This window comes from Weizmannia acidilactici, assembly GCF_008974185.1.
Lineage (GTDB): Bacteria > Bacillota > Bacilli > Bacillales > Bacillaceae_C > Weizmannia > Weizmannia acidilactici.
In genome coordinates this window covers 17228-40410 of sequence record NZ_BKZP01000002.1, presented here as the reverse complement: position 1 = coordinate 40410, position 23183 = coordinate 17228, and the positions used below count along the sequence as shown (strand labels likewise).

Genomic DNA, 23183 nt, shown 5'->3' with positions numbered 1-23183 from the left:
TTCCATTTATTTTATTCAGGATATAACAGAGATGAAATGCACTTATTTAAAAAAAGCAGCGAGCTTAGATTGTTGACAGCTCACTGCTTTTTTCAACCACCCTTTATTTCGACTGGAAAATTTCTGGCTTCACTTTGATCATTCTTACCTGCTTTTCGCCCGGCTGATACTGAGCTCCGGCTGTTTGCATGCGGCAGGGAACAAGGTCAGCAACGAACCGGCAACAATCAGGATGATTCCTGCGGCAATAGCCGGTGTAATGGGTTCTTTTAAGAAAATCAAGGCAAGAATCGGTGCCAGTGCAGGTTTAATAAAGAACACCATCGATGCTATGGATGCGCTCGTTTCGTCCATGGCAAGGAAATAAAATGCAAATCCAAGCCCTGTTACAAAAATGCCGATATAAATCAGGATCGGTAGCGTGCCCCACGTAATATCGTGGAATACCGGCACATTCGCAAATACGTCAAGGCCGAAACTTCTGAGCCAGCCGGCAACAGAGCCGATTTTAGAAACCAAAACCAACACAAGCGTTTCAATGCTTCCAGTGAAAAAGCTCAGGCAGGTTAAAATGACTCCGTCACAATTAAACTGCTGGCTGCCTTTTCTTCCGACAACGCTGTAGAGGGCAAAAGTTACAGCCGAAAGAAGCGCATATGTGATGCCAAACGGGCTCTGAAGCTCCAATGGATTAACAATACATAAGATACCTGCCAGGCTGATTGCCAATGCCGCCAAAGTCCGTTTTGTAAGCTGTTCTTTTAAAAGGAAATGCGCGAGTGGAATGACAAAAAGCGGATTGCAGCTGAATAATATTGCAACGGTTGACGCTTTTGTATAAACAATCGCCAATTGGTAAAACGTCATGCTGATGACAACGCAGAGAAAACCTGTAACAACAAAAAACATGAAGTTTTCTTTTGTGAGTTTAAAGTTGTTTTTCTTCATATGCTGAACCGCTAAAGGCGATAAGATAACAGCACCAATAAAAAAGCGCAACAAGTTCAATTGGACCGGATTGAATGTACCGGCAACCAATTTAATGGCGATTTCCATCGTGCTGAACAACACAGCTGACAAAATAATGTACAAATACCCTTTTTTCATTCCCATTACCTCGATGTTGTTAGATTGATAGTTACCCGGTCATCTGATGATAAGTCAAATAGGCGAGACTGGTTTCCCATATTTTTTACAAACTGCAACAATTTTTATTATAGCGCAGCCATTTTAATAAGAAAAAGAACGGTTATGTGAACATATGAACTTATACGCTTTTGCTTGCCGATAAATCCGTTTACTTTGCCTTATTGCGAAATGATTCTCCTGATTTCAGGAGTTTTCTCGATATTTCAATATACGAAATAAAAACTTGCCAAGGATTAAAAAATAAAAAGGGGCGAGTCACCGCAGCCCCTTTATATCTTTTAAAATCTCCTGTGCATCAAAGTCCTCATTCCCGTCGTAATCTTTCGCGAGCTCGCCGTTTTTGTTGACCAGGTAAAAGCGGGTGCCGTGGACAATCTGGTCGTTCCCGTCCGATTTGGCGACCGGATTTTTAAAGTTTTTCATCGCAAATTGCTCAATTTTTTTCTGAGAGTAGCCGGTAAGGAAATTCCATATCGAAAAATCACTGTTAAAATTTTTGCCAAATTGTTTCAGCTTTTCAGGTGTATCCACTTCCGGATCAACGCTGAATGAGACAAGTTCCACATCTTTATAACCCGCTTTTTTTATCGCATCCTGCAGTTCACTCATATGCATTGTCATCGGCGGGCAAACGGTTTTGCAACTCGTGAAAATAAAGTCGGCTACCCACACTTTTCCTTTTAAATCATTCAAGCCAAATTTTTTCCCGTCCTGGTTTGCAAATCGGAAATTATCGACCGGATCCCCTTTTGACGCACACGAAACCAATGTCGGAAGCAACAGCGCAAGCAAAAGGCAAACGGCAAAACTTCTTTTCAATCGAATTCCCCCTCAAATGGTCCTTTACGAATGTAAGCGTTTTTGGTTAAGATCATTATAACATGTATTTTTTTATGAAACTTGCAAATAGAAAAAAGAGGGGATGGAAAAGATGGGGAGAGGCTGGCGTACGGCGTTATTGGCAGTGGCATTGGCAATTGCCCTTGCCGCGTGTGGAAAACAGCAGGAAACCGCAACGGTCAAACCAGTACAAGTGAGGTTAGTTGTGCCTAAACAAGTGGAAGCCGATGCAAGCATTCCGTTAAAAGCGGTTGTGACACAAGGAAAAGAAAAAGTAAACGATGCCGATGAAGTGATGTTTGAAATTTGGCGGGACGGGGAGGAAAAAAACAGCCAAATGCTGAAAGCGCACAATGGGAAAAACGGCATCTATACCGCAAAAATGCAAATAAAAAGGGCCGGCACTTATACAGTACAGGTCCATGTAACAGCACGGAATATGCATGTGATGCCAAAAACGAAAATAGCAGTAAAATAAAAGCAATCGGGCAGCTTTTTTCAGGTTTTCTGTAATTTTTGCGGGAGCCAGGTTTAAAGCGCCCTTATTTTTTATTCATGGCTTTTAACATGCCGGCAGTTGCAGCTAGTATTGCCGTAGCATTCGGATTGCTCCTCGATTTTTTCGCCGCATTCCACACAATATTTGTTAGGAAGATTTTTGAAAAAGTCCAGCACATTTTGCACCACAATCAACAGCTTCTTTTTGTTATATAACTAATGTTTATATTTTGTATTGTATTATAACAGTTTCGTAAAGTCAATAACAGAATGATCATTTTTTAGAGAATTAGGACCCAATCCCTAAAATTGCCCGTGAAATGGCCATGTTTTATAATGGGTAGGAAGGGATTTCATTTGGAACCAAACATACGGGAGGGCGACGCCATGCTGTTTATCGATAACCAGGGCATTACCGATCCGCGCATCAATTTGGCGATTGAAGAATATGCCTTGAAAAATCTGGATATTAATGAAACTTATTTGCTTTTTTACATAAACAGGCCGTCGATCATCATCGGCCGTAACCAAAACACGATTGAAGAAATCAATACCGATTATGTGGAGAAAAACGGCGTCATCGTCGTGCGCCGGCTTTCCGGCGGCGGCGCTGTTTACCATGATCTCGGCAATATCAATTTCAGCTTCATTACTAAAGACGACGGTGAAAGCTTTAGCAATTTCCGCAAATTTACCGACCCGGTTGTGCAGGCGCTGCGTAAACTCGGCGTGAATGCGGAATTGAGCGGCCGCAATGATATTCAGGTTGGGGACAAAAAGATATCGGGGAATGCGCAGTTTTCCACAAACGGGCGCATGTTCAGCCACGGCACGCTTATGCTCAATTCCGAACTTGATAAAGTCGTCCAGGCTTTAAAAGTTAAACAAGAAAAAATCGAATCGAAAGGCATTAAATCGGTCCGACGCCGTGTTGCCAATATTTCCGACTTTTTGGAAGAGCCGATTTCAATGCCGGAATTCAGGCAATTATTGTTAGAAAGCATTTTTGGCGGCAAAGACATTTCAGAATATAAACTGACCGGAAAAGATTGGGAAAAAATCCACCAAATTTCGGAAGAACGCTACCAAAAATGGGAGTGGAACTACGGGAAATCGCCGAAATTCAATCTCCAGCGATCAAAACGCTTCCCGGCCGGCTCCATTGACGTGCGTCTTGACGTCAACAAAGGCATGATCGAAAACTGCAAAATTTACGGGGATTTTTTCGGCATTGGCGACGTGAGGGACATTGAAAACCGGCTGTCCGGCCGCCGCTATGAACGATCGAGCATCGAAGAAGCATTGAAAGGAATTGACATCAAACATTATTTCGGAAACATTGAAAAAGAAGATTTTATCAGCCTTGTGTATTAAAAAGATTAAAATTCCCAAGCTGCGTCCGGCAGCTTGGGAATTTGTGTTGAAATATTAAAATTGTTTTTATATAATGAAAAGGGTAATGAATGGCTGTTCACTCAGAAAGGGGAGGGAGAAATGAATTTACCGTCAAGTTTAAAAAACACGGCGTGTAAAAACATGGACAAGACAGCTTATTACTTTATGGATAAGCCGGTGACTTACGGGGAGCTGGATGCGGCGGTTTCGAAATTTGCAAACGGGCTGAAAAAACTCGGCCTGGAAAAAGGGGATCATATCGCATTACTGCTTGGCAACTCACCTCAATTTATCATTGCCTTGTACGGGGCAATGCGGGCGGGCATCTCAACGATACCGGTCAATCCGATCTACACGCCGAATGAAATCCAATACATATTGGAGAACGGTGATGTAAAAGCTGTTGTGGCGCTTGATATGTTCGTGCCGTTCGTGGATGCCGTCGATGCGCATTTACCGAAAGTGGAGCACTACATTATTTGCGAAACCGGCCCGGCACAGACAAGAACGGAATATACGCATCCAAAATTGAAATCGTTTTCGCGAATTTTGGAAGAAAGCTTCCCTGTAGCTGAAGAAGTGCCGCTGGATGATGACGATACGGCGGTTATTTTGTATACATCGGGGACAACCGGAAAGCCAAAAGGGGCCATGCTTACGCATAAAAATTTGTATTCGAACGCCAGCGATATCGGTGAATATTTAAGAATGAGCAGCCGTGACCGTGTGATTACGGCTTTGCCGATGTTTCATGTATTTTGCCTCTCCGTAGCCGTCAATGCGCCGCTCATCAGCGGGGCAACGCTTTTGATTTTGCCGAAATTCAGCCCGAAAGAAGTGTTCCGCGTTGCGAAAAAATACGAAGCAACGATATTTGCGGGTGTGCCGACGATGTACAACTACTTATACCAATACGAAGCCGGGACCCCGAAAGATTTTGCAACGCTCAGGCTGTGCATATCGGGCGGGGCATCGATGCCGGTGGCACTATTGAAAAATTTTGAGAAAAAATTCAATGTACTCATTTCTGAAGGGTACGGCCTTTCGGAAGCTTCTCCGGTAACATGCTTCAATCCTCTTGACCGGCCGCGGAAACCCGGATCAATCGGCACGAATATCGTCCACGTTGAAAATAAAGTCGTGGATGAACTTGGGAATGAAGTGCCAGTCGGGGAAGTCGGGGAGCTCGTTGTACGCGGGCCGAACGTGATGAAAGGTTACTATAAAATGCCGGAAGAAACGGCAGCCACGATCCGGAACGGCTGGCTGTACACTGGAGATTTGGCGAGAATGGATGAAGACGGTTATTTTTATATCGTTGATCGCAAGAAAGATATGGTCATTGTCGGCGGGTTCAATGTATACCCGCGGGAAGTGGAAGAAGTGCTGTACGACCATCCGGATGTGGTCGAAGCCGCTGCAGTGGGTATTCCGGATCCGAATCAGGGCGAGGTCGTAAAAGTTTTTGTCGTGTCCAAAAACGAATCTCTGACAGAAGAGGAATTGCTTGGCTACTGCAGGGAGCGGCTTGCCAAATATAAAGTGCCGCAAGAAATTGAGTTTTTGGACGAACTCCCGAAAAATACAACCGGGAAAATTTTACGCAGGTCGCTGAAAGAACAGGTCCTAAAGAAACAATCGAGCAAATCGTGACAAAGGAAACCCGCCGGAAAGCTTTCACCGGCGAGTTTCCTTTTTTGAATTGAATCTGCAGCTTTCCACATCTTGTAAGAAAAACTTGCAAGGCGTATAATATGAAAATATGAGAATATTAATAATTTTGTTGTATACATGTTTGGTAGAGGAGGTACAATGTTGGAAGCATCCATTGCAGAAGGGAAAACAAGCAGCTTTAAGCTCGGCCTGCAGGCGGGGTCCAGCATTGCGATCGGATATTTCCCGATTGCGCTGACGTTCGGCCTGCTGTCAAAAACAACCGGGCTGTCCTTGCTGGAAACCTTGCTGATGAGCCTGATCGTGTACGCCGGGGCCAGCCAGTATATGGGCTTAAGCTTAATCGCTGCGGGAACAAGCCCGTTTGTCATTATCCTGACAACTTTTGTCGTCAATATCCGCCATTTTCTCATGACAGCCGCTTTAAGCCGGAAAGTGGAAGAACAAAGCAAATTCAAGCGCGGATTGTTTGCCTTTGGGATTACCGATGAAACATTTTCAGTGCTCGCGACAAGAAAAGGGAAATTTCCGCTTGGATACGGGTTTGGCGTCACTTCGATCGCATATGCCAGCTGGGTTATCAATTCCGGAATCGGTTACGTGATTGGCGCGAACCTGCCGCAGTTTTTGCAGGCGAGCATGACGGTGGCGTTGTATGCAATGTTTATCGGCCTTCTTGTCCCTTCCTTGAAAAGAAATGTGAAAGTATTGTTCCTTGCCGCCATTTCCGCCGGCTTTAATAGCATTTTTATCGGCTTTCATGTGATGGAAGAGGGATGGTCGATTATCACATCCACACTTTTATCCGCAGTCTTGATCGAAATTACGGAAACATACAAACGGAAAAAGCGGGTGGAAGAAAGATGAACACTATTATTCTCGTCATCATTGGAATGGGGCTTGTAACGTATTTGCCGCGGATGCTGCCGTTTGTCCTTTTGCAAAACAAAACGCTGCCGCCGTTTTTGGAAGGCGTTTTAAAAAATGTCCCGTATGCGATTTTGGGCGCGCTGATTTTTCCAAAGGTGTTTTTGATCCAAAAAGACCCGCTGTTTGGAACGATCGGAGCCGGCACCGCAATTATTCTTGCTTTGACCGGTGCCAATGTCATTATTGTGGTGCTTGGGGCGATTGCCGTATTGAGTTTTTATTCTTTTATGTTTTAGGGCACATTAAAAAATGGCTGTTCTAAATGCCTTTTTCCTGCGTTACATATATAGTGAAGGACAAGGAGGGAGTGCATATTTATTGAAAACGAAATGGGCATTGCGGGCAATAGCCGGATATGTGCTGTTCGGTCTTTTGATGTACTGGTATCTATTTCGTTTTGCAAATACCGCGATTCCGGAGCAGTACAGGGGAACGGCCGCAGATCCCGCAATTTTTATGAACAGCCGTGAACTGTATTTAAGCGAAGCATATTCGAAAATCCGGAACCTGCTTTTTTTCCTGTCTGCCCCGTATGAATGGCTTTTTTATTTTTTGGTTCTCGCGCTCGGCATCTCGAAAATGTTTGAAAAGTGGGCCGCTGAAGTTTCACGCTTCCGCGTCATTCAAACAGCGGTTTATCTCTTTTGGTTTTCCATTGCATCTTTTTTGTTTACATTCCCGATGAGTTTCCTGTCCTACCGTTTTTCAAAGGTATATCACATTTCCACCCAGACGTTTACCGGGTGGATGAAAGATGAAGTCACCGATTTTTGGGTAAATTTCGTGATCATGTTTGCCGTTTTCGCTGTCCTCTATGCGCTCATGAAAAAGTACCGGTATAAATGGTGGATTCCTGCCTGGCTATTGTCGATTCCGTATACGGTTTTTATGATGTTTATCCAGCCGGTTGTAATCGATCCTTTGTATAATGATTTTTATCCTTTGAAAGACAAGGCGCTGGAAGCAAAAATCCTAGCGCTCGCGTCGAAAGCACATATTCCGGCGGATCATGTATATGAAGTCAATATGTCAGAAAAAACAAATGCCTTAAATGCCTATGTCACAGGGATCGGCGCCAATTCAAGGATCGTACTCTGGGATACGACCCTCAACCGTTTGAACGATAAAGAGATTTTATTTGTGATGGCACATGAGATGGGGCATTATGTGGAAAAACATATTTATTTCGGCACGGCGGGTTATATTTTGATGATGCTTATCGGGTTGTGGCTGAATGCGAAAATCATGAACGCCATTGCTAGCCGGAAAGGAAGCGGCCGATGGATGACGGGAATTTCGAATATCAGTTCGCTTCCCCTGTTCTTGTTGATTTCCTCGGTTTTGCTGTTTGCGTCAAGTCCGCTTGTGAATTGGGGATCACGGTATGAGGAACTCCGTGCGGACCGCTATGCCGTCAAAATGACCCACGATCCTAAATCCGGCATCCAAACGTTCCAAATCTTAACGAAGGCGGGACTAAGTGAAGTCAATCCGCCGCTTCTTGTAAAAATATTCCGCTACGATCACCCGACGATGCTGGAGCGAATCCGCATGCTGGAAGGGGAAAAATAAAACCTGACTATGAAAAAAGCAGTGTGCGCCAGTTTGCAAGGCGCCCGCTGCTTTTTTGGATTTAACGGCTATTTGAGCAAAAGAAAAGGGCGGTGCAAACCGGTTTTGACCGCTTTGCCGCAGCCCGAATCATCCGAATTGTAAATTGATTTTTTTGAGTTCATTCGTTAGCTCCATGAACTGCTCTTTGTCCCGGAGATCAAGTACATGGTCGATTTGTTCCAGCAGTTTCTCTTTTTGTTTGTTCAACATGATCTCATTTAGCAGCATGTCAGTATAAATGTGTTCCACGAATTTTTCCATTTGGATCTGGGTCATCGCACTTTCTTTTGGCAGGTCAGAATAAGATTTTTTGTTCTCCATGTATGATCACCCTTTTCGCTTTTTTTTATTATATAGAGTTTTCAAACGAAAATCAATCAAAAAAATTTGCCTTTTCTGAAACAATGAATTGGAAAAAAATACGCATTTTTTGAAAAAAATACTAGAAATTGAGGAATTTTGTACTATAATAGAGTTATGAATAATGCTATTGGGGGGAAGATGTTTGCAACTGAAAGAGTATGAAATTTGTCCGTATACTATGGCGATTATTCCTTACAGTGATGGAAGTGAGGCTGGTTCAAAAGTTCTCGAAGTCAATCAGGAAATTTATGTGCAGGACAGTCCTTTAGAAATTGTTAAAATAAGTTGTGAAAATTTTGGAAGCAACTTTGAAGGAAGAAAAAATTCAACGAAACGCTTAATTAATGTCCGCCATAAACCGCCCATAATTATAGATCCCCATACATCCACAATACTTTTTCCAACTAAATCGCCAACTAAGCCGGATTGTATCTGGCTGGTTTCCAGGCATATCAAAGACCATTACCCTGAAGAGGGGGGGAAAACAAAAATCATTTTTTCCAACAACCAAACGTTTATTTTGCCGATTAGCCACGGCTCATTTTTGAACCAGTATCACAATGCGGCATCATTGCAGGTTGCTTATGAAGCTAAAATCAGGCGGGCAAGATTGCTTTTTTTAAAGCAACAAGGGTTTAAGGTGTTTGAGGATTTTGGGGATCACGGGCTGTATTGGTTTTAGGCGGCAGGCAGGGAAGGTCTCCCTGCCTTTTTGTTCGATAAAGTGAATACTTTGGACAGGAAATTGATCTGGTTACAAAAGGAAAATTGAAGTGGAAAATCGAAATTTACTTATGAATCGTTAAAGAAAGGAACGATCGCCGTTTGGAGAGGAAAAAGATTTATATGCGCTGTACTCCATCGTCCGCAGCTTGCAAGCAAACAGCTAAAAGGTGCTGTTTGTCAGACACATATTGGCGAAAGCAGTATGAATCCATTTCAAATATTTTTTACGTGCAATCGGGAACCCGGAAAAACCGGCATTGGACATAGGAAGCAACTGGAATGACTTTACCAGCTGGAGCCCCGAAATACCGTGAGTTCACCAGACCAAAAATAAAAGTGGGAGTCGATTGAAAATAATACATCGGTGATATGGTACACTAAAAGCGAATTGAAAATGGAGGAGTACAAGAAGAATATGAACCTGGAACTGCTCAAAGATTGGCTAACGATGGAAAACTTCATGCAGCTAATGACCCAATACCGTTCTTTCGGGCCTATTTTAGGGACGGGGCTGCTCGTTTTGGAGGCTTTTCTACCCTTTTTGCCCATGGTGCTGATTGTCATGGCAAATGCCAACGCATTTGGGCTTTGGCTAGGGTTTCTCTTATCATGGTTCGGGGCATGCACGGGGGCTTTTCTTGTATTCCTCTCCGTAAGAAAGTACGGGCAGAGCCGTTTTCTTGCTTTTTTAAAGACACACCGCCATGTGAAAAAACTGATGGATTGGCTTGACCGCCACGGGTTTGCGCCGCTTTTTGTGCTGCTCTGTTTTCCTTTCACCCCCTCGGCTGTCGTTAATATCGTGGCAGGCCTTTCCGCGATCCGCTGGTTCCAATATTTATTGGCTGTATTTGCCGGCAAAATGATCACCATTTTCATCATCAGCTTTATTGGGCATGATATTGCATCGCTTTTGAAACAGCCGCTTCGTACGGGAATTGTGCTGCTGGCCATCGCCGTGTTATGGTTTGTCGGGAAAAGAGTGGAAGCCCGGTTGAGCCGAAAAATAAAAATGGAACAAAATCAAAGTTGATTCGTATACAGGGGAAAGCGATTTTGAATGGAGGTATGGAAATGAACAACCATGATATTGATTTCAAACTGTATGGGGACGACATGCAGTTTGTCGAAGTGGAACTGGACCCGCAGGAAACGGTCATTGCCGAAGCGGGTAGCTTGATGATGATGGAAGACGGCATCCGGATGGAAACGATCTTTGGCGACGGATCGGGCAGCCAGAGCGGCTTAATGGGGAAATTGTTCTCGGCCGGAAAAAGACTAATTACCGGTGAAAGCTTATTTATGACCGCTTTTACGAATGAAGCCTACGATAAGAAGCATGTCGCTTTTGCGGCGCCTTACCCGGGCAAAATCGTGCCGATGGATTTAAGTGAACACGACGGGAAGATAATTTGCCAAAAAGATGCCTTTTTGGCTGCAGCAAAAGGGGTCTCGGTTGGTATCGAATTCCAGCGGAAAATCGGCACCGGGTTTTTTGGTGGCGAAGGCTTTATCATGCAGAAGCTTGAAGGGGACGGCCTTGCCTTTATCCATGCAGGCGGCACGATCCAAAAGCGTGAACTGGCACCCGGGGAAACATTAAGGGTTGATACAGGTTGCCTTGTAGCCATGACAAGAACCGTTGATTATGATATTGAATTTGTTAAAGGAATTAAAACTGCATTGTTCGGCGGCGAAGGGCTGTTCTTTGCCACATTGCGCGGCCCGGGGGCGGTTTGGGTGCAGTCCCTCCCTTTTAGCCGTCTCGCAAGCCGTGTGTTTGCGGCAATGCCGCAGTTCGGCGGTTCCAGGGATGAAGGCAGCATAGCAAAAGGGCTGTTTGATCTGTTTGACGGGGATTAAAAGGGTGCGTTTTTAATGCGGCACCGCAGCTTAAAAAGGGACTTTCCCGAAGGCGGCGGTACCTTATTTTTGTGCATTGTGGTTCGTATAGCGCGCCCCGAACCGGAGTAGCACAAAAAACTTGATTAAGCCGTAAATATGATTTAAAATAAAAGAACAAATGTTCTAATTTTGGTTGCGGTTTCCGTGTGTTTACGCCATTCGGCAAATGGAAGCGTGTTATGAAGAAATTGGAATGATCGGATAGAAGGAAGTGAAACGAGTGTCCCTTCGATTTATTATCGGCCGTCCCGGGACGGGGAAGACGGAATTCATCCACCGCGAAATCAGACAGAAACTGCTTGAAAATCCATCCGGCTCCCCCTTGATTTATCTTGTTCCGGAGCAGATGACATTTTTGTCGGAAACACGGCTTGCACATGCCCCGGATCTGGGCGGCATGATCCGTGCCCAGGTGTACAGCTTTACGCGCCTTGCATGGAAAATATTGCAAGAAGTTGGCGGCATCAGCCGCAGCCACGTTTCTAGTTCAGGTTTAAATATGCTCATTCGGAAAATATTAGAAGATAAAAAGGAAGAACTGTCCGTGTTTGGACGGGCGGCGGATAAGGCCGGATTTATTGACCATGTTGAGCAGATATTGACAGAATTTAAACGTTCCTGTGTTACACCGGAGCAGCTTTTAGAGCAGCGGGAAGAACTCGGGAAAGAAGGAAAAGGGGAAGTTCTGTCGGATAAGCTGCATGACTTAGAAATCGTGTACAGCGCCTATGAACAAAAATTGGAAGGCAAATACATTGATTCGGAAGATTACTTGCGCCTGCTTGCTTCTGCGATCGCGCATTCCCGCTATTTGCAGCAGGCGGAAATTTATATTGACGGTTTCCACACTTTTACCCCCCAGGAATATTTGGTCATCACGGAACTTTTGAAAACTTGCCGCCGCGTCACGGTCGCTCTGGCAACGGACAGGGCGTTCCGAAGGGCCCGCCCCGATGATTTGTACCTGTTCCGGATGCCGGGGGAAGCATATGCGTCCATTTATGAACTGGCGCTTTCAGGCCAGGTTGACATGGAAGAAGATGTTGTGCTCCATGAGCCGGTCCGGTTCGGGCATGAAAGCCTGCGCTTTTTACAGTCCAGCTTTGAAGAACTGCCGTTTCCATCTTTTTTGGATGAAAGCAGGGTGGAAATTTGGCAGGCAAATAACAGGCGGGCGGAAATTGAGGGGATTGCCCGTGCGATCCGGGATGCTGTCATGCAAAACTGGTGCCGCTACCGGGATATCGCCCTCCTTGTCCGCAACGGAGATGCCTACCAGGAGTTAATCGAAACGGTTTTTTATGATTATGAGGTGCCGTATTTTATTGACCGGAAACGGCCGATGCTCAATCATCCGCTAATTGAGCTGGTCCGCTCCACTTTGGAAATTATCCGGGGAAACTGGCGCTATGAACCCGTTTTCCGGGCGGTAAAAACAGACCTATTGTTTCCGCTTGGGGAAAACATCCATAGGCTGCGTGAAAAAATGGATCGGCTTGAAAACTATGTCCTTGCTTATGGGATCCAGGGGGAACGATGGACGGGCAGAAAAAGATGGGAGTACAGGCGCATCAGGGGCCTTGAGCTGGAAAATCTGCCGCAAACCGACGAAGAAAGAAAAATTGAACAGGAAATCAATGAGCTGCGGTTGTTGATCACAGCGCCGGTTTTGCGCCTATCGCGGCGGCTGAAGCGGGCTAAGACAGGGCGTGCGCTGTGCGAAGCGCTGTATCTTTATTTGGAAGAGTTGGAGATTCCAAGAAAACTGGAAAATTTACGGCTAATTAAGGAAGAAGAAGGGGATCTTGTCGCCGCCAGGGAACATGACCAGGCCTGGAATGAAGTGATGGGCCTTTTGGACCAGTTCGTGGAAATTTTTGGCGATGACCCTGCAGATCTAAAGAAATTTTCGTCCATTATCGAAACGGGGCTTGAGTCTTTGAAATTTTCGATCGTCCCGCCTGCCTTGGATCAAGTGTTGGTGGCCGATTTGGAACAGTCGCGCCTTTCGGATGTAAAACTGGCATTTATTATCGGGGTGAATGATGGCGTGATGCCGGCCAAAATAACCGAAGAGGGGATCCTAAATGATGAGGAACGCGAATATTTGCTGTTGAAAGGCATGGAGATCACACCGGGAAGCAAAGTGCGTCTTTTGGATGAAGAATTTATTTTTTACCGTGCGCTGACGACGCCTTCGGAAAGGCTTGTCCTATCTTATCCTCTTGCCGATGAAGAAGGGAAGGCGCTGCTTGCGTCCCCTTATATCAAACGGATGCAGGATATGTTCCCGTCACATGGTGGGGGATTATGGGTGAATGATCCGGCCGAACTGCAAGATGATCAGCAAATCGCATATATTTCCCATCCGGCGGCTGCCGTTGCTTTTGTCACTTCCCAGTTGCAGCTGAAGAAAAGGGGCTATCCAATGGCCAGTTTTTGGTGGGATGCTTATAACTTCTATATTGGAAACCCGGAATGGAAAAATGGGGCCGCCCATGCTTTTTCAAGTTTGTTTTATCAAAACAAGGCGCGCAAACTGTCCGAAAAAACGAGCCGAGAATTGTACGGAGACCATATTTTAGCCAGTGTGTCGAGAATGGAGCAGTTTTTCGTCTGTCCGTTTTCACATTTTGCGACATACGGGCTGAAACTCCGCGAGCGCGAAGTCTTCCGCCTTGATGCCCCGAATATCGGCGACCTTTTCCACGGGGCGCTGAAATGGATTTCCGATAAACTGCAGCAGGAAGGCATTCCGTGGTCCAAAATCAGCAAGAAGCAAAGCATGGAATTGGCAAAAGCGGCGGTGGACGATCTGGCGCCGAAACTACAGCACCAAATATTGCTGAGTACGAAACGCTACCAATATATTAAAAAGAAACTGGAGCAGGTTGTTGGAAGGGCGTCCTATATTTTAAGCGTGCATGCCCAAAGGAGCGGCTTCGAACCGGTTGCGATGGAACTTGCCTTCGGACCGAAAAAAGAGCTGCCGCCGCTGTCGTTTACGCTGAAAAACGGGGTGAAAATGGAGCTGCAGGGCCGGATCGACCGCGTCGATAAAGTGGAGAATGAAAACGGCGTTTACGTAAGGGTGATCGATTACAAATCAAGCGCACACAAGTTCGATTTAACGGATGTCTATTACGGGCTAGACTTGCAGGTGCTCACTTATTTGGATATCATCATGACTTACTCCCGTCAGCTGATTGGAAAAGAAAGCCTTCCGGCGGGCGTGCTGTATTTCCATCTTCACGATCCGCTCATTTCTGCGGATAAGATTTTAACCATAGAAGAAATCGAAGAAAAAATTTTAAAAGATTTCCGGATGCGGGGGTTGATGCTGGACAGTCCGGAAGTCATTTCACTCATGGATAAGACGCTTGAGTCGGGAAACAGCGCAATCGTAGCGGCAGGCCTGAAAAAAGACGGAAAATTAACCGCCCGTTCCGAAGTCGCCAGCAAAGAAGATTTCGAAACGATCCGCAAATATGTGCGCCATATTTATATGAAAGCCGGCAATGCGATCATGTCCGGCGCCACCGATATCGCGCCGTATAAAATCAAAAAACAGGCAGCATGCGCGGTTTGCCCGTTCCGGTCGGTATGCCAGTTCGACCAGTCGATGGAAGAAAATCGTTACCGGATCATCACCCCACAAAAACAGGAAGAAATTCTGGAAATAATGCGAAAGGAGAGTGAAAAAGATGAAAACAGCTATTCCTGCTAAACCGGCCGGTGCGTTATGGACGGACGACCAGTGGAAAGCCGTCATGGCAAAAGGGCAGGATATTCTAGTGGCGGCTGCGGCCGGATCCGGGAAAACGGCGGTGCTTGTTGAAAGGATTATCCAAAAACTATTGGACGAAGAAGATCCGCTTGATATTGATGAACTGTTGGTTGTTACCTTTACGAATGCCGCTGCCGCCGAAATGCGTCATCGGATCGGGGAAGCAATTGAAGCTGCTATCAGCAGCAGGCCGGACTCCCGCCATTTACGGAAGCAGTTGAGTCTGCTGAATAAAGCTTCCATTTCCACGCTCCACTCTTTCTGCCTCGAAGTGATCCGGAAATACTATTATTTGATTGACATTGATCCGGGTTTCCGGATTGCGGATGACACGGAAGCGGAACTTTTGCGCGATGAAGTGTTGGATGATTTGTTTGAAGCTGAATACGGGAAAGAGGATAATGATGCCTTTTACCGTGTGGTCGACACGTTTTCAAATGATCGGAGCGACGAACAGCTCCAACATTTGATCCGGAGGCTGTACGATTTTTCCCGTTCCCACCCGGATCCTTCCGGATGGCTGGATAAAATGGTGGAAATGTACGCTGTGGGGGATCGGGCGGAGTTGGATGCCCTTCCGTTTATGGCGCCTGTGAAAGAAGATATCCGCCTTCAGCTGCAGGCGGCCAAAGAAATGCTGGAAGAAGCGTATGAGCTCTCCAAACAGCCGGGCGGTCCGGCACCCAGAGCGGAAAATTATCTGGATGATGTGGCGGTTGTGGACAGGCTGCTTTCCGCAAGCACCGGCCCATGGCAAAATCTTTATGAAAAAATGAATACATGGACGTTTACCCGCGCAAAAATGTGCAAAGGGGACGACTATGAGGAGGAGCTTGTACAGGCTGCCGATGATTTGCGGAAATCGGCAAAAAAGATCCTTGAAGGGTTGAAAAAAGACTTTTTCACAAGAAAGCCCGAATCGTTCCTGAATGATATGAAAGAGATGCAGCCGGTCATTGCTACGCTTGCAGAACTTGTGAAAAAATTTTCCACTGCTTATGCGAACGTAAAGGCGGAAAAGGGGCTGGCCGATTTTTCGGATTTGGAGCATTTTTGCCTTGAGATTTTAACAACCAAAAACGAAAACGGAGGATGGGTGCCTTCTGAAGCGGCAAAAGCATACCAGGCCCAATTTAAAGAAGTGCTGATTGACGAGTACCAGGACGTCAACATGGTGCAGGAAACGATTATAAGGCTGGTGACAAGGGGCTCGGGTTATGACGGCAATCTCTTTATGGTAGGCGATGTAAAACAAAGCATTTACCGATTCCGCCTTGCGGAACCGAACTTGTTTTTGTCAAAATACCAGGCTTTTGACTCTAAAGGAGAGCACACGGGGCTTCGCATTGATTTGTCAAAAAATTTCCGCAGTCGGAAAGAAATTTTGGACGGTACGAATTTTATTTTTAAACAAATTATGGGCGTGCATGTCGGTGAGATGGAATACGATGAACAGGCTGCACTTGTAAAAGGCGCATCTTATCCTGAAGGGGATTTTCCGATTGAAGTCGCAATTATTGACCAGGCGGATGAAGAAGCAGGGGAAGATGATGCAGCCGATATGGATGAAGATGTGATGGATAAGGCCGAATTGGAGCAGTCCCAGCTGGAATCGCGTTACCTTGCCCGGACAATTCAAAAACTGATCCAGGAAAAACAGCCGGTTTATAATCCGAAGACCGGAACTTTCCGGCCGATCCAGTACAAAGATATCGTGATCCTGATGCGTTCGATGACGTGGGCTCCGGAAATGGTGGAAGAATTTAAGCAGGCGGGCATTCCGCTGTACGCCGAACTTTCGACAGGCTATTTCGATGCTACTGAAGTTGCGGTGATGCTTTCCCTTTTAAAAGTGATAGACAACCCGTACCAGGACATTCCGCTGGCAGTTGTACTCCGTTCTCCGATTGTCGGGCTTAATGAAGAGGAACTTGCACGCATTCGCATCCACGCAAAGCGCGGGCCGTATTATGAAGCGGTGAAAAAATTTATTTCAGATCGACCGGAACCGGAAGAAGAAGAAGTACACGAGAAAGTTTCAAAATTTGCGGAGAAACTGTCAGAATGGCGCTCCGTTGCAAGGCAGGGGGATTTGTCCTCATTAATTTGGCAGCTGTACCGTGGAACGAAATTTTATGATTTTGTCGGCGGACTACCGGGCGGAAAACAGCGGCAGGCAAATTTGCGCGCTTTATATGACCGGGCGCGCCAGTATGAAGAAACGTCCTTCAGGGGATTGTTCCGGTTTTTGCGGTTTATCGAAAGGATGCAGGAGCGAGGGGACGACTTGGGCACAGCACGGGCGTTAAGCGAGCAAGAAGATGTTGTCCGGTTGATGACAATCCATGCAAGCAAAGGGCTTGAGTTTCCAGTTGTTTTTGTGGCCGGCCTGAACAGGAAATTTAATATGCGGGATATTAACCAGGCTTTTCTGTTTGATAAAGATTTCGGGTTCGCCTGCAAGTACATCAGCCCGCAAAAGCGCATCATCTATCCTTCTTTGCCGCACCTCGCCTTTAAAAGGAAGAAAAAACTGGAGATGCTTGCGGAAGAAATGCGTGTGCTCTATGTCGCTTTAACTAGGGCAAAGGAAAAACTGTATTTGGTCGGAACCGTAAAAAATTTGAAAAGCAGGCTGGAAAAATGGAAAAAGGTTCAGAAACAGCAGAGTTGGCTGATCAAAGACCATTTGCGGGCTTCGGCAAATTCGTATTTAGACTGGATCGGGCCGGCACTTGCAAGGCATGAAGATGCAGAAGAATTATTTACAGAAGATATGTTAACCGGAAAATTAACGCTCAAGGATCCTTCCCGCTGGAACATCACGCTTATCCCGAAAGAACAGTTCGGGGACCCGGATGGGGAGGAAACAGAACCGGAAGAGGACTGGCAGCATCTGGTCAAAGCCGGCCTTCCCGTTGCGGCGCATTCCGAATGGAAAGAATCCGTTTTCGAGCACTTAAGCTGGCGTTACAAGAATGAGACCGCAACGCTCCGGCGCGCCAAACAATCAGTTTCGGAATTGAAGCGGATGAACGAAGAGCGTGACGAAACGAACGGCACCCAATTGATCCCCCGCACGCAGAAACATGTGTTTGACCGGCCGCGTTTTATGCAGGAAAAATCAATCACCCCGGCCGAGCGGGGAACCGCTATGCATATGGTGATGCAGCATATTCCATTGGATGCACCCCCGACTTATGCATCTGTGGAAGAACTGATTGATGACATGATCAAACGGGAGCTGCTGACGGAAGAACAGGCGGATGCGATTGCGGTTGAACAGCTTGTCCACTTTTTTGAAACAGAGATTGGCGAGACCATCCTGCAGGCGGAAAAAGTCATGCGGGAGATGCCGTTCAGTTTGTCCCTTCCTGCATCTGAAATCTACCGGGATAAGGCGCTGGCGGAAGAGCGTGTGCTAGTCCAGGGCATTTTTGATTGCGTGGTGGAGGAAAAGGACGGATTAATATTGCTTGATTTCAAGTCGGACCGTATCCAGGAGAGGTTTAAAGGCGGATTTGAAGAAGCCGAGCCCGTCCTGCGCAAACGGTATGAAATCCAGCTTACACTATACGGCAGGGCGCTGGAAACGATTCTAAAACGAAAGGTTAAAGCAAAATACCTGTATTTCTTTAACGGCGGGCATGTTATCAAAGTTCATTAAGACGGGCGGGCACGCCTTCACCTTAATATTTTCAAGGTGAAGGGCCCACCGCCTAATTGTTTCCGGCTGAAGGCTGGTCGACAACACTGCCGCTGAAGGTGTTGTTTGCGCTGAGCGCGTTGTTTGTAATGATAAAAGCGGAAGTCGAGAGAGAACCGGAGCCGCTTGTTGTTTTTGAACTTGTTTTTGGGGAAATAACGGCAGTGTCGCCAAAATGGACAATGCCGCTTCCAACGTTAAAAATCTGCAACGGGCCTACGATAGCCGGCATTTTGATCACCTGCTTTATGGTTTTATTCTGATGTGCCCCTGCTTTCCTGTTTGACGGCAACTGTCCGCGGGCCACCTGTTCCGTTTTGCTTGAGGAGAAACGGATCAAGCTGGCGGACATGATGGATTCTTGATTCAAGGGCAATATCTTTTATATTTCCGATTTGCATAACGGTCGAAGTTGACATTCCGATAATGTCGATGCTTCCCACTTTTATGGCTGGATCTTCATGGTAGCGCTGTATTTCAATTTGTTCCGATAGCGGCGGAATTGGAATGATCTGTCTGAAAACCGCAAATGTTTCAAACGGTGCTTCGAATCCGTAATACAATTCCTGCTGTCTTTGAAACGCGAGTACCGCGGATGACATCTGAATTTTGCTTGAGTCGCCGATTATAACGTTCGATCCGAAAATGACCGTTTTGATCCGAAGCTGATCGACGATAGAGTGTCTGATCATTGGCTTATCCCCTCGGCACAAACGGAACAAGCGGGCTGATAATGAGGGATTCGGCAGGCGTATCGAATGTCGCGGCCTGCTGTATCGTATCTGCATCCCCAACCAGAAAAACAGAGGCGCTCGAAATGCCGATAATTTGGACATATTCCACGTGGATTTCACGGTTGACGACGTTAAGTTCCATTTGCAGCACCCCCGTTCATTTGCGGCGGAAGTTTTGAAATAAAAACATGGACAGCATGTTCCATATCCGCCTTGATTTGCTGTAATACTTTATCAAAAAGTTCTCTATCATCGGCACCCGGGGCATTCAGCTGGTTGATGTAATAATCAATCCGCTGCGGAATTTGGTTTTTTAGATCATTTTTTATAAAATTATGATATTCTTGATTTAGCTGGACTTTTAATTGGCGTTCACTGTCCGTAATAGCCTTTGGCAGTTCTGCCTCCACATATTCCAGTAGCCTTTCGGAAAGCGCCTGCTTTAAGGCGCTGCGCTTGTCATCCTGAAAATCGATCCCGCCTTTTGCTGCGGGGATGGCCATATCATCGATTTGGCTGAGATCTGCCGGATTGACGCCGATGTTTAGCGTGCCGTCCAGATTTTCAATTTTCAACTGGTCAAATGCATATTCAATTCTGTCCACATGGATGGGCGGTCTCTCTTTCAGCATCTTGATTTCCTGTATCAGGCCGGCCAGTGCTTTTTCCATTTGCGCCAGTTTCGCTTCCTGGTATTGAAAATATTGGTACAGTTGCCGGAGTTCGGAGTATAGGTCAGACATGACAAAACCTCCTTCTATCTTGAACTTGCTGCGGCAGCGCCGGAATGCATCGGAACGGTGACATTTGGATAGGCTTGTTCCGCTGCGGTTGCTGACGGGGCCGGTGCTGAAAAATTGCCGGTATTGTACAGGTACGATGCCGGCTTGATGATACCGGAAGTACCGATTTGAAGGACCGAGGAATTCGTAATGCCGCCGATTTTGATCATGCGGATGTTGATGCTTTGCTGTACGTAAATATTCATGTCATTCACCCGTTATAAATTGAGATAGTTTCCTTGATCAATTGTGTCAAAGTCATAGGTATTCGTGTTCGATTGGACGTTTGTAATGTTAAGGTTTTCACCTGTATTAAAAGATCCTGCGCCTGCAAATGTTTTTGAAGTCGCTATCGGCTGAATAAGAAATACATCCCCGACATTAAAGACGCCACTGGATCCAATATTGATAATCTGGACGGCGCCGACAAAACCTGGCATGGCCCGCACATCCTTCCGTAAGGTGGTAACGGCCCTGCTGGAAATGAGGCCTTTTCATGCTTTATTGTATGAGGGAACCGGCAAAAGGTGAAACATCCGCTAAAGTTCACGGAAACGAAGGAAAAGGAGAGATGCAATGGCTGATTGGATGCCACTACCCGCAAAAGAACGAAAATTCGCATTAGACGTGCTGCGGGGGATTTCGCTGTTGGGAATTTTTGTGGTAAATATGCTCTCGTTTGAATTTCCTTATCTTTATATTAATCCGTACGACTGGTTCAAGGCTGGGGATCAGACTGTGGCAGCATGGATTCAAGTGTTTTTCCAATCCAGCTTTTATCCGGTTTTTTCCTTACTTTTCGGTTACGGGCTCATGTTCCAGAAACAGCGGGCGGAAAAGGCTGGGGCAAATTTTTTTCGTTTTGCTTTCCGGCGTTTAACCGTACTGCTCGTTTTCAGCCTTGTCCATGCGTTTTTGATTTGGTCGGGGGATATTTTAGCTGCTTATGCGGTATTTGGCATGATTCTCCTGCCCTTTTTGAAGCTGGACGGAAAAGTCTTAATCTATGCGGGTGCTGTACTATTTTTCGTCCCGCATCTACTGTCCAGCCTTTATTTAATGGTGATGGCGCTGGAATTTCCAAACACCTCCGTCCTGTATGCTGATTTGAAAAACGTCACGGATTCGCTCCAGGTGTATGGGAGTGGAAGTTATATGGATATCACGAAAAGGAGATTTTTGGACTGGTACCATGTGTACGGCCCGCCCGGCGGATGGAATGCATTTTTTTCCATTTTTCCGCTCATGATGGCCGGAGCGGGGATTTGCGGGGAAAATTGGCTGCAGGATGGGCGTATCACAATGAAAAAATGGCTGCTGTTTTTTTTCGTCTGTTTTGCTTCCGGCCTGTTCTGCAAACTACTGCCGATACTGGCAGCGGCAAATGTCCCGTTTATGTATATCCAGCAAACAATTGGTGGAACTATTTTAAGCGGTGCTTATATCGCGCTCGTGATGCTGGCGGTACAGCTGCCCCATGCCAAACTTTTTCTGAATCCGGTTGCAAAGGCAGGAAGGATGCCTCTTTCCATTTATATCGGCCAGTCAGTGATTGGCACCATGATCTTTTATGCATACGGTTTGGGGCTGTATGGCAAGCTTTCTGTTACAGTCGGAATGGGGCTTACAGTTTTGATCTATCTCATACAGATGATGTTGGCCGATATGTGGCTGCTCCGTTTCCGGTACGGGCCGCTGGAATGGATTTGGAGAATTTTAAGTTATGGAAAGAAACCGTAAAATTGTGAGGTGTTTTGAAATGAAATTTATCAGTTTTGTTTGGGAAGGTAAGGAACAATACGGCGCTGTTTATGATGAAGAAAAGATTTTAAACTTATCCGTTTTGGGTGCAGGTTTTCCGGATTCATTGCTTAACGGCATCCGGATGGGGGAGGCGTTTACGACACTTGTTGAACAAACGCTGGAAAAACCGGAAGCAGATTTGGGCAATGCGTTCGTTCCGCTCAATGGGATCCGCTACCTTGCGCCAATCCCGCACCCTGTAAGAAACATCATGTGCGTCGGAAAAAATTACCGTGAACATGCGATTGAAATGGGTAGCGCAGCTGATATTCCGGAACATGTGATTGTTTTTACGAAAGCAACGACAACCGTAAACGCCCATGAGGCTCCGGTCGATTCTTACAGCGGCATTACACAGGAACTGGATTATGAAGGGGAACTGGCGGTTGTGATTGGCAAAAAAGGGAGGCGTATTGCGAAAGAAGATGCGCTTTCCCATGTATTCGGGTATACCGTGCTGAATGACATTACTGCAAGGGACTTTCAGCGCATGCACAAGCAGTATTTTATCGGGAAAAGCCTGGACGGTTCATGCCCAATCGGCCCGTGGATCGTCCATCGTTCAGAGATTGAAAATCCGAATGCCCTTCGGATTGAAACAAAAGTAAACGGCAAAGTCCGCCAGCAGTCCAATACGTCCCGTTTCATTTTCCCGGTTGAAGAAATTATATCCGAATTATCAAAGGGGATGACGCTGGAACCGGGGGACATCGTCGCAACTGGCACTCCAGCCGGCGTAGGGAACGGCTTCAAGCCGCCGCGCTTTTTAAAACCGGGTGATAAAATTGAAATTACGGTTGAAAAGGTAGGAACTTTGCGAAACGTCATCAAATAAAGTAAGATAAAGGCATGGAACAATAGAAAAAAAGGAGCAGATCCGTCCATGTTAACCCGAACAGACACCCATGTTACGACGTGGGTAATTGCGATCATACTTTTTATCGTAGCATTGTTTCTCCATAAGGCAGGAAAAGAAAAAGGTTTTAAAATTGTCCAAATGATTTTGAGGCTGTTGTACATACTGGTCATCGTTACAGGAGCGCTTTTATTTTTCCACAACCAAAGCCTCGACCCCGCGTTGTATGGCGTAAAACTGCTTGGTGGTATTCTTGTGATCGGTATGATGGAAATGATTTTGCTGCGCCTTGCCAAAGGGAAAAACACAGGGGTATTTTGGGTGTTATTCATTGTCTTTTTCATCGGCGTGTTATATTTGGGGCTGAGGCTGCCAATAGGCTGGCACCCTTTTATGTAAAAAATGCGGAAGGCAAGGAACA

24 protein-coding genes are annotated in these 23183 nt (G+C 46.0%); 14 read left to right on the top strand and 10 right to left on the bottom strand.

Annotation, left to right across the window (positions count from 1 at the left end; all coding sequences use genetic code 11):
* Positions 1–144: 144 nt before the first annotated feature.
* Both BpJC4_RS01225 and BpJC4_RS01220 read right to left on the bottom strand, forming a co-directional pair.
* Positions 145–1113 (bottom strand): DMT family transporter, encoded by a 969-nt coding sequence (locus BpJC4_RS01225; protein WP_151697433.1) that lies wholly within the window; start codon positions 1111–1113, stop codon positions 145–147.
* A gap of 291 nt (positions 1114–1404) precedes the next feature.
* On the bottom strand, positions 1405–1968 hold the full coding sequence (locus BpJC4_RS01220) for an SCO family protein (protein WP_151681717.1): 564 nt from the start codon (positions 1966–1968) through the stop codon (positions 1405–1407).
* Positions 1969–2080: 112 nt separating this feature from the next.
* On the opposite strand from BpJC4_RS01220, the gene BpJC4_RS01215 reads away from it, so the two are divergent.
* Positions 2081–2467, top strand: a complete 387-nt coding sequence (locus tag BpJC4_RS01215; RefSeq protein ID WP_151681718.1) for a FixH family protein — start codon at positions 2081–2083, stop codon at positions 2465–2467.
* Between the two features lie 71 nt (positions 2468–2538).
* On the opposite strand, the gene yhfH is transcribed toward BpJC4_RS01215, so the two are convergent.
* Positions 2539–2676 carry a protein YhfH gene (yhfH, locus tag BpJC4_RS01210; protein WP_151697432.1) on the bottom strand — a complete coding sequence of 46 codons (138 nt, stop codon included), beginning with the start codon at positions 2674–2676 and terminating at the stop codon, positions 2539–2541.
* Positions 2677–2874: 198 nt separating this feature from the next.
* Between yhfH and lplA the strand changes: the two genes are divergently transcribed.
* The 5 genes from lplA (at position 2875) to BpJC4_RS01185 (ending at position 8058) form a co-directional block, all read left to right on the top strand.
* Positions 2875–3861 (top strand): lipoate--protein ligase, encoded by a 987-nt coding sequence (gene lplA / locus BpJC4_RS01205; protein ID WP_151679778.1) that lies wholly within the window; start codon positions 2875–2877, stop codon positions 3859–3861.
* A 120-nt stretch (positions 3862–3981) separates the two neighbouring features.
* Positions 3982–5535, top strand: coding sequence for a fatty acid--CoA ligase family protein (locus BpJC4_RS01200; RefSeq protein WP_151679777.1), 1554 nt, complete (start codon positions 3982–3984; stop codon positions 5533–5535).
* 159 nt (positions 5536–5694) lie between these two features.
* Positions 5695–6423, top strand: a complete 729-nt coding sequence (locus BpJC4_RS01195; protein ID WP_151697431.1) for an AzlC family ABC transporter permease — start codon at positions 5695–5697, stop codon at positions 6421–6423.
* The gene (locus BpJC4_RS01190; RefSeq protein WP_151679775.1) at positions 6420–6722 is read left to right on the top strand and encodes an AzlD domain-containing protein; all 303 of its coding nucleotides are present in this window, start codon (positions 6420–6422) and stop codon (positions 6720–6722) included. Before BpJC4_RS01195 ends, BpJC4_RS01190 begins: the two co-directional genes overlap by 4 nt.
* Before the next feature lie 82 nt (positions 6723–6804).
* On the top strand, positions 6805–8058 hold the full coding sequence (locus tag BpJC4_RS01185) for a M48 family metallopeptidase (RefSeq protein ID WP_151697430.1): 1254 nt from the start codon (positions 6805–6807) through the stop codon (positions 8056–8058).
* A gap of 129 nt (positions 8059–8187) precedes the next feature.
* Here BpJC4_RS01185 and BpJC4_RS01180 read toward each other — a convergent pair whose 3' ends face one another.
* The gene (locus BpJC4_RS01180; protein ID WP_151679773.1) at positions 8188–8421 is read right to left on the bottom strand and encodes an IDEAL domain-containing protein; all 234 of its coding nucleotides are present in this window, start codon (positions 8419–8421) and stop codon (positions 8188–8190) included.
* A gap of 184 nt (positions 8422–8605) precedes the next feature.
* Between BpJC4_RS01180 and BpJC4_RS01175 the strand changes: the two genes are divergently transcribed.
* The 5 genes from BpJC4_RS01175 (at position 8606) to addA (ending at position 18548) form a co-directional block, all read left to right on the top strand.
* Complete coding sequence (locus BpJC4_RS01175; RefSeq protein ID WP_151679772.1) at positions 8606–9145, top strand: competence protein ComK; 540 nt, start codon at positions 8606–8608, stop codon at positions 9143–9145.
* A gap of 459 nt (positions 9146–9604) precedes the next feature.
* On the top strand, positions 9605–10222 hold the full coding sequence (locus BpJC4_RS01170) for a TVP38/TMEM64 family protein (RefSeq protein WP_151679771.1): 618 nt from the start codon (positions 9605–9607) through the stop codon (positions 10220–10222).
* Positions 10223–10263: 41 nt separating this feature from the next.
* Entirely contained in the window at positions 10264–11052 is a 789-nt protein-coding gene (locus tag BpJC4_RS01165) for a TIGR00266 family protein (RefSeq protein WP_151679770.1), read from the top strand.
* A 262-nt stretch (positions 11053–11314) separates the two neighbouring features.
* Entirely contained in the window at positions 11315–14821 is a 3507-nt protein-coding gene (gene addB / locus BpJC4_RS01160; protein WP_151679769.1) for a helicase-exonuclease AddAB subunit AddB, read from the top strand.
* Complete coding sequence (gene addA, locus BpJC4_RS01155; protein WP_151679768.1) at positions 14799–18548, top strand: helicase-exonuclease AddAB subunit AddA; 3750 nt, start codon at positions 14799–14801, stop codon at positions 18546–18548. Before addB ends, addA begins: the two co-directional genes overlap by 23 nt.
* A 52-nt stretch (positions 18549–18600) precedes the next feature.
* On the opposite strand, the gene BpJC4_RS01150 is transcribed toward addA, so the two are convergent.
* The 6 genes from BpJC4_RS01150 to BpJC4_RS01125 are packed head-to-tail and all read right to left on the bottom strand — an operon-like array spanning position 18601 to position 20543.
* A complete protein-coding gene (locus BpJC4_RS01150) occupies positions 18601–18819 on the bottom strand; it encodes a spore germination protein (protein WP_151679767.1) in 219 nt (72 codons plus the stop codon).
* Between the two features lie 22 nt (positions 18820–18841).
* A complete protein-coding gene (locus BpJC4_RS01145; protein WP_151679766.1) occupies positions 18842–19279 on the bottom strand; it encodes a spore germination protein GerPE in 438 nt (145 codons plus the stop codon).
* Positions 19280–19283: 4 nt separating this feature from the next.
* Positions 19284–19463, bottom strand: a complete 180-nt coding sequence (locus BpJC4_RS01140; RefSeq protein ID WP_151679765.1) for a spore germination protein GerPD — start codon at positions 19461–19463, stop codon at positions 19284–19286.
* The gene (gerPC, locus tag BpJC4_RS01135) at positions 19453–20064 is read right to left on the bottom strand and encodes a spore germination protein GerPC (protein ID WP_151679764.1); all 612 of its coding nucleotides are present in this window, start codon (positions 20062–20064) and stop codon (positions 19453–19455) included. Before gerPC ends, BpJC4_RS01140 begins: the two co-directional genes overlap by 11 nt.
* A gap of 14 nt (positions 20065–20078) precedes the next feature.
* Positions 20079–20309, bottom strand: coding sequence for a spore germination protein GerPB (locus BpJC4_RS01130; RefSeq protein ID WP_151679763.1), 231 nt, complete (start codon positions 20307–20309; stop codon positions 20079–20081).
* Positions 20310–20321: 12 nt separating this feature from the next.
* Positions 20322–20543: a spore germination protein gene (locus tag BpJC4_RS01125; protein ID WP_151679762.1), complete on the bottom strand. Its 222-nt coding sequence runs from the start codon at positions 20541–20543 to the stop codon at positions 20322–20324.
* A 136-nt stretch (positions 20544–20679) separates the two neighbouring features.
* On the opposite strand from BpJC4_RS01125, the gene BpJC4_RS01120 reads away from it, so the two are divergent.
* From BpJC4_RS01120 to BpJC4_RS01110, 3 genes are read left to right on the top strand one after another with little or no spacing between them, the layout of a single operon-like run.
* On the top strand, positions 20680–21843 hold the full coding sequence (locus tag BpJC4_RS01120; RefSeq protein ID WP_151679761.1) for a DUF418 domain-containing protein: 1164 nt from the start codon (positions 20680–20682) through the stop codon (positions 21841–21843).
* A gap of 19 nt (positions 21844–21862) precedes the next feature.
* Positions 21863–22741: a fumarylacetoacetate hydrolase family protein gene (locus BpJC4_RS01115; protein WP_151679760.1), complete on the top strand. Its 879-nt coding sequence runs from the start codon at positions 21863–21865 to the stop codon at positions 22739–22741.
* A 48-nt stretch (positions 22742–22789) separates the two neighbouring features.
* Entirely contained in the window at positions 22790–23161 is a 372-nt protein-coding gene (locus tag BpJC4_RS01110) for a YisL family protein (RefSeq protein ID WP_151679759.1), read from the top strand.
* The last annotated feature ends 22 nt before the right edge of the window (positions 23162–23183 follow it).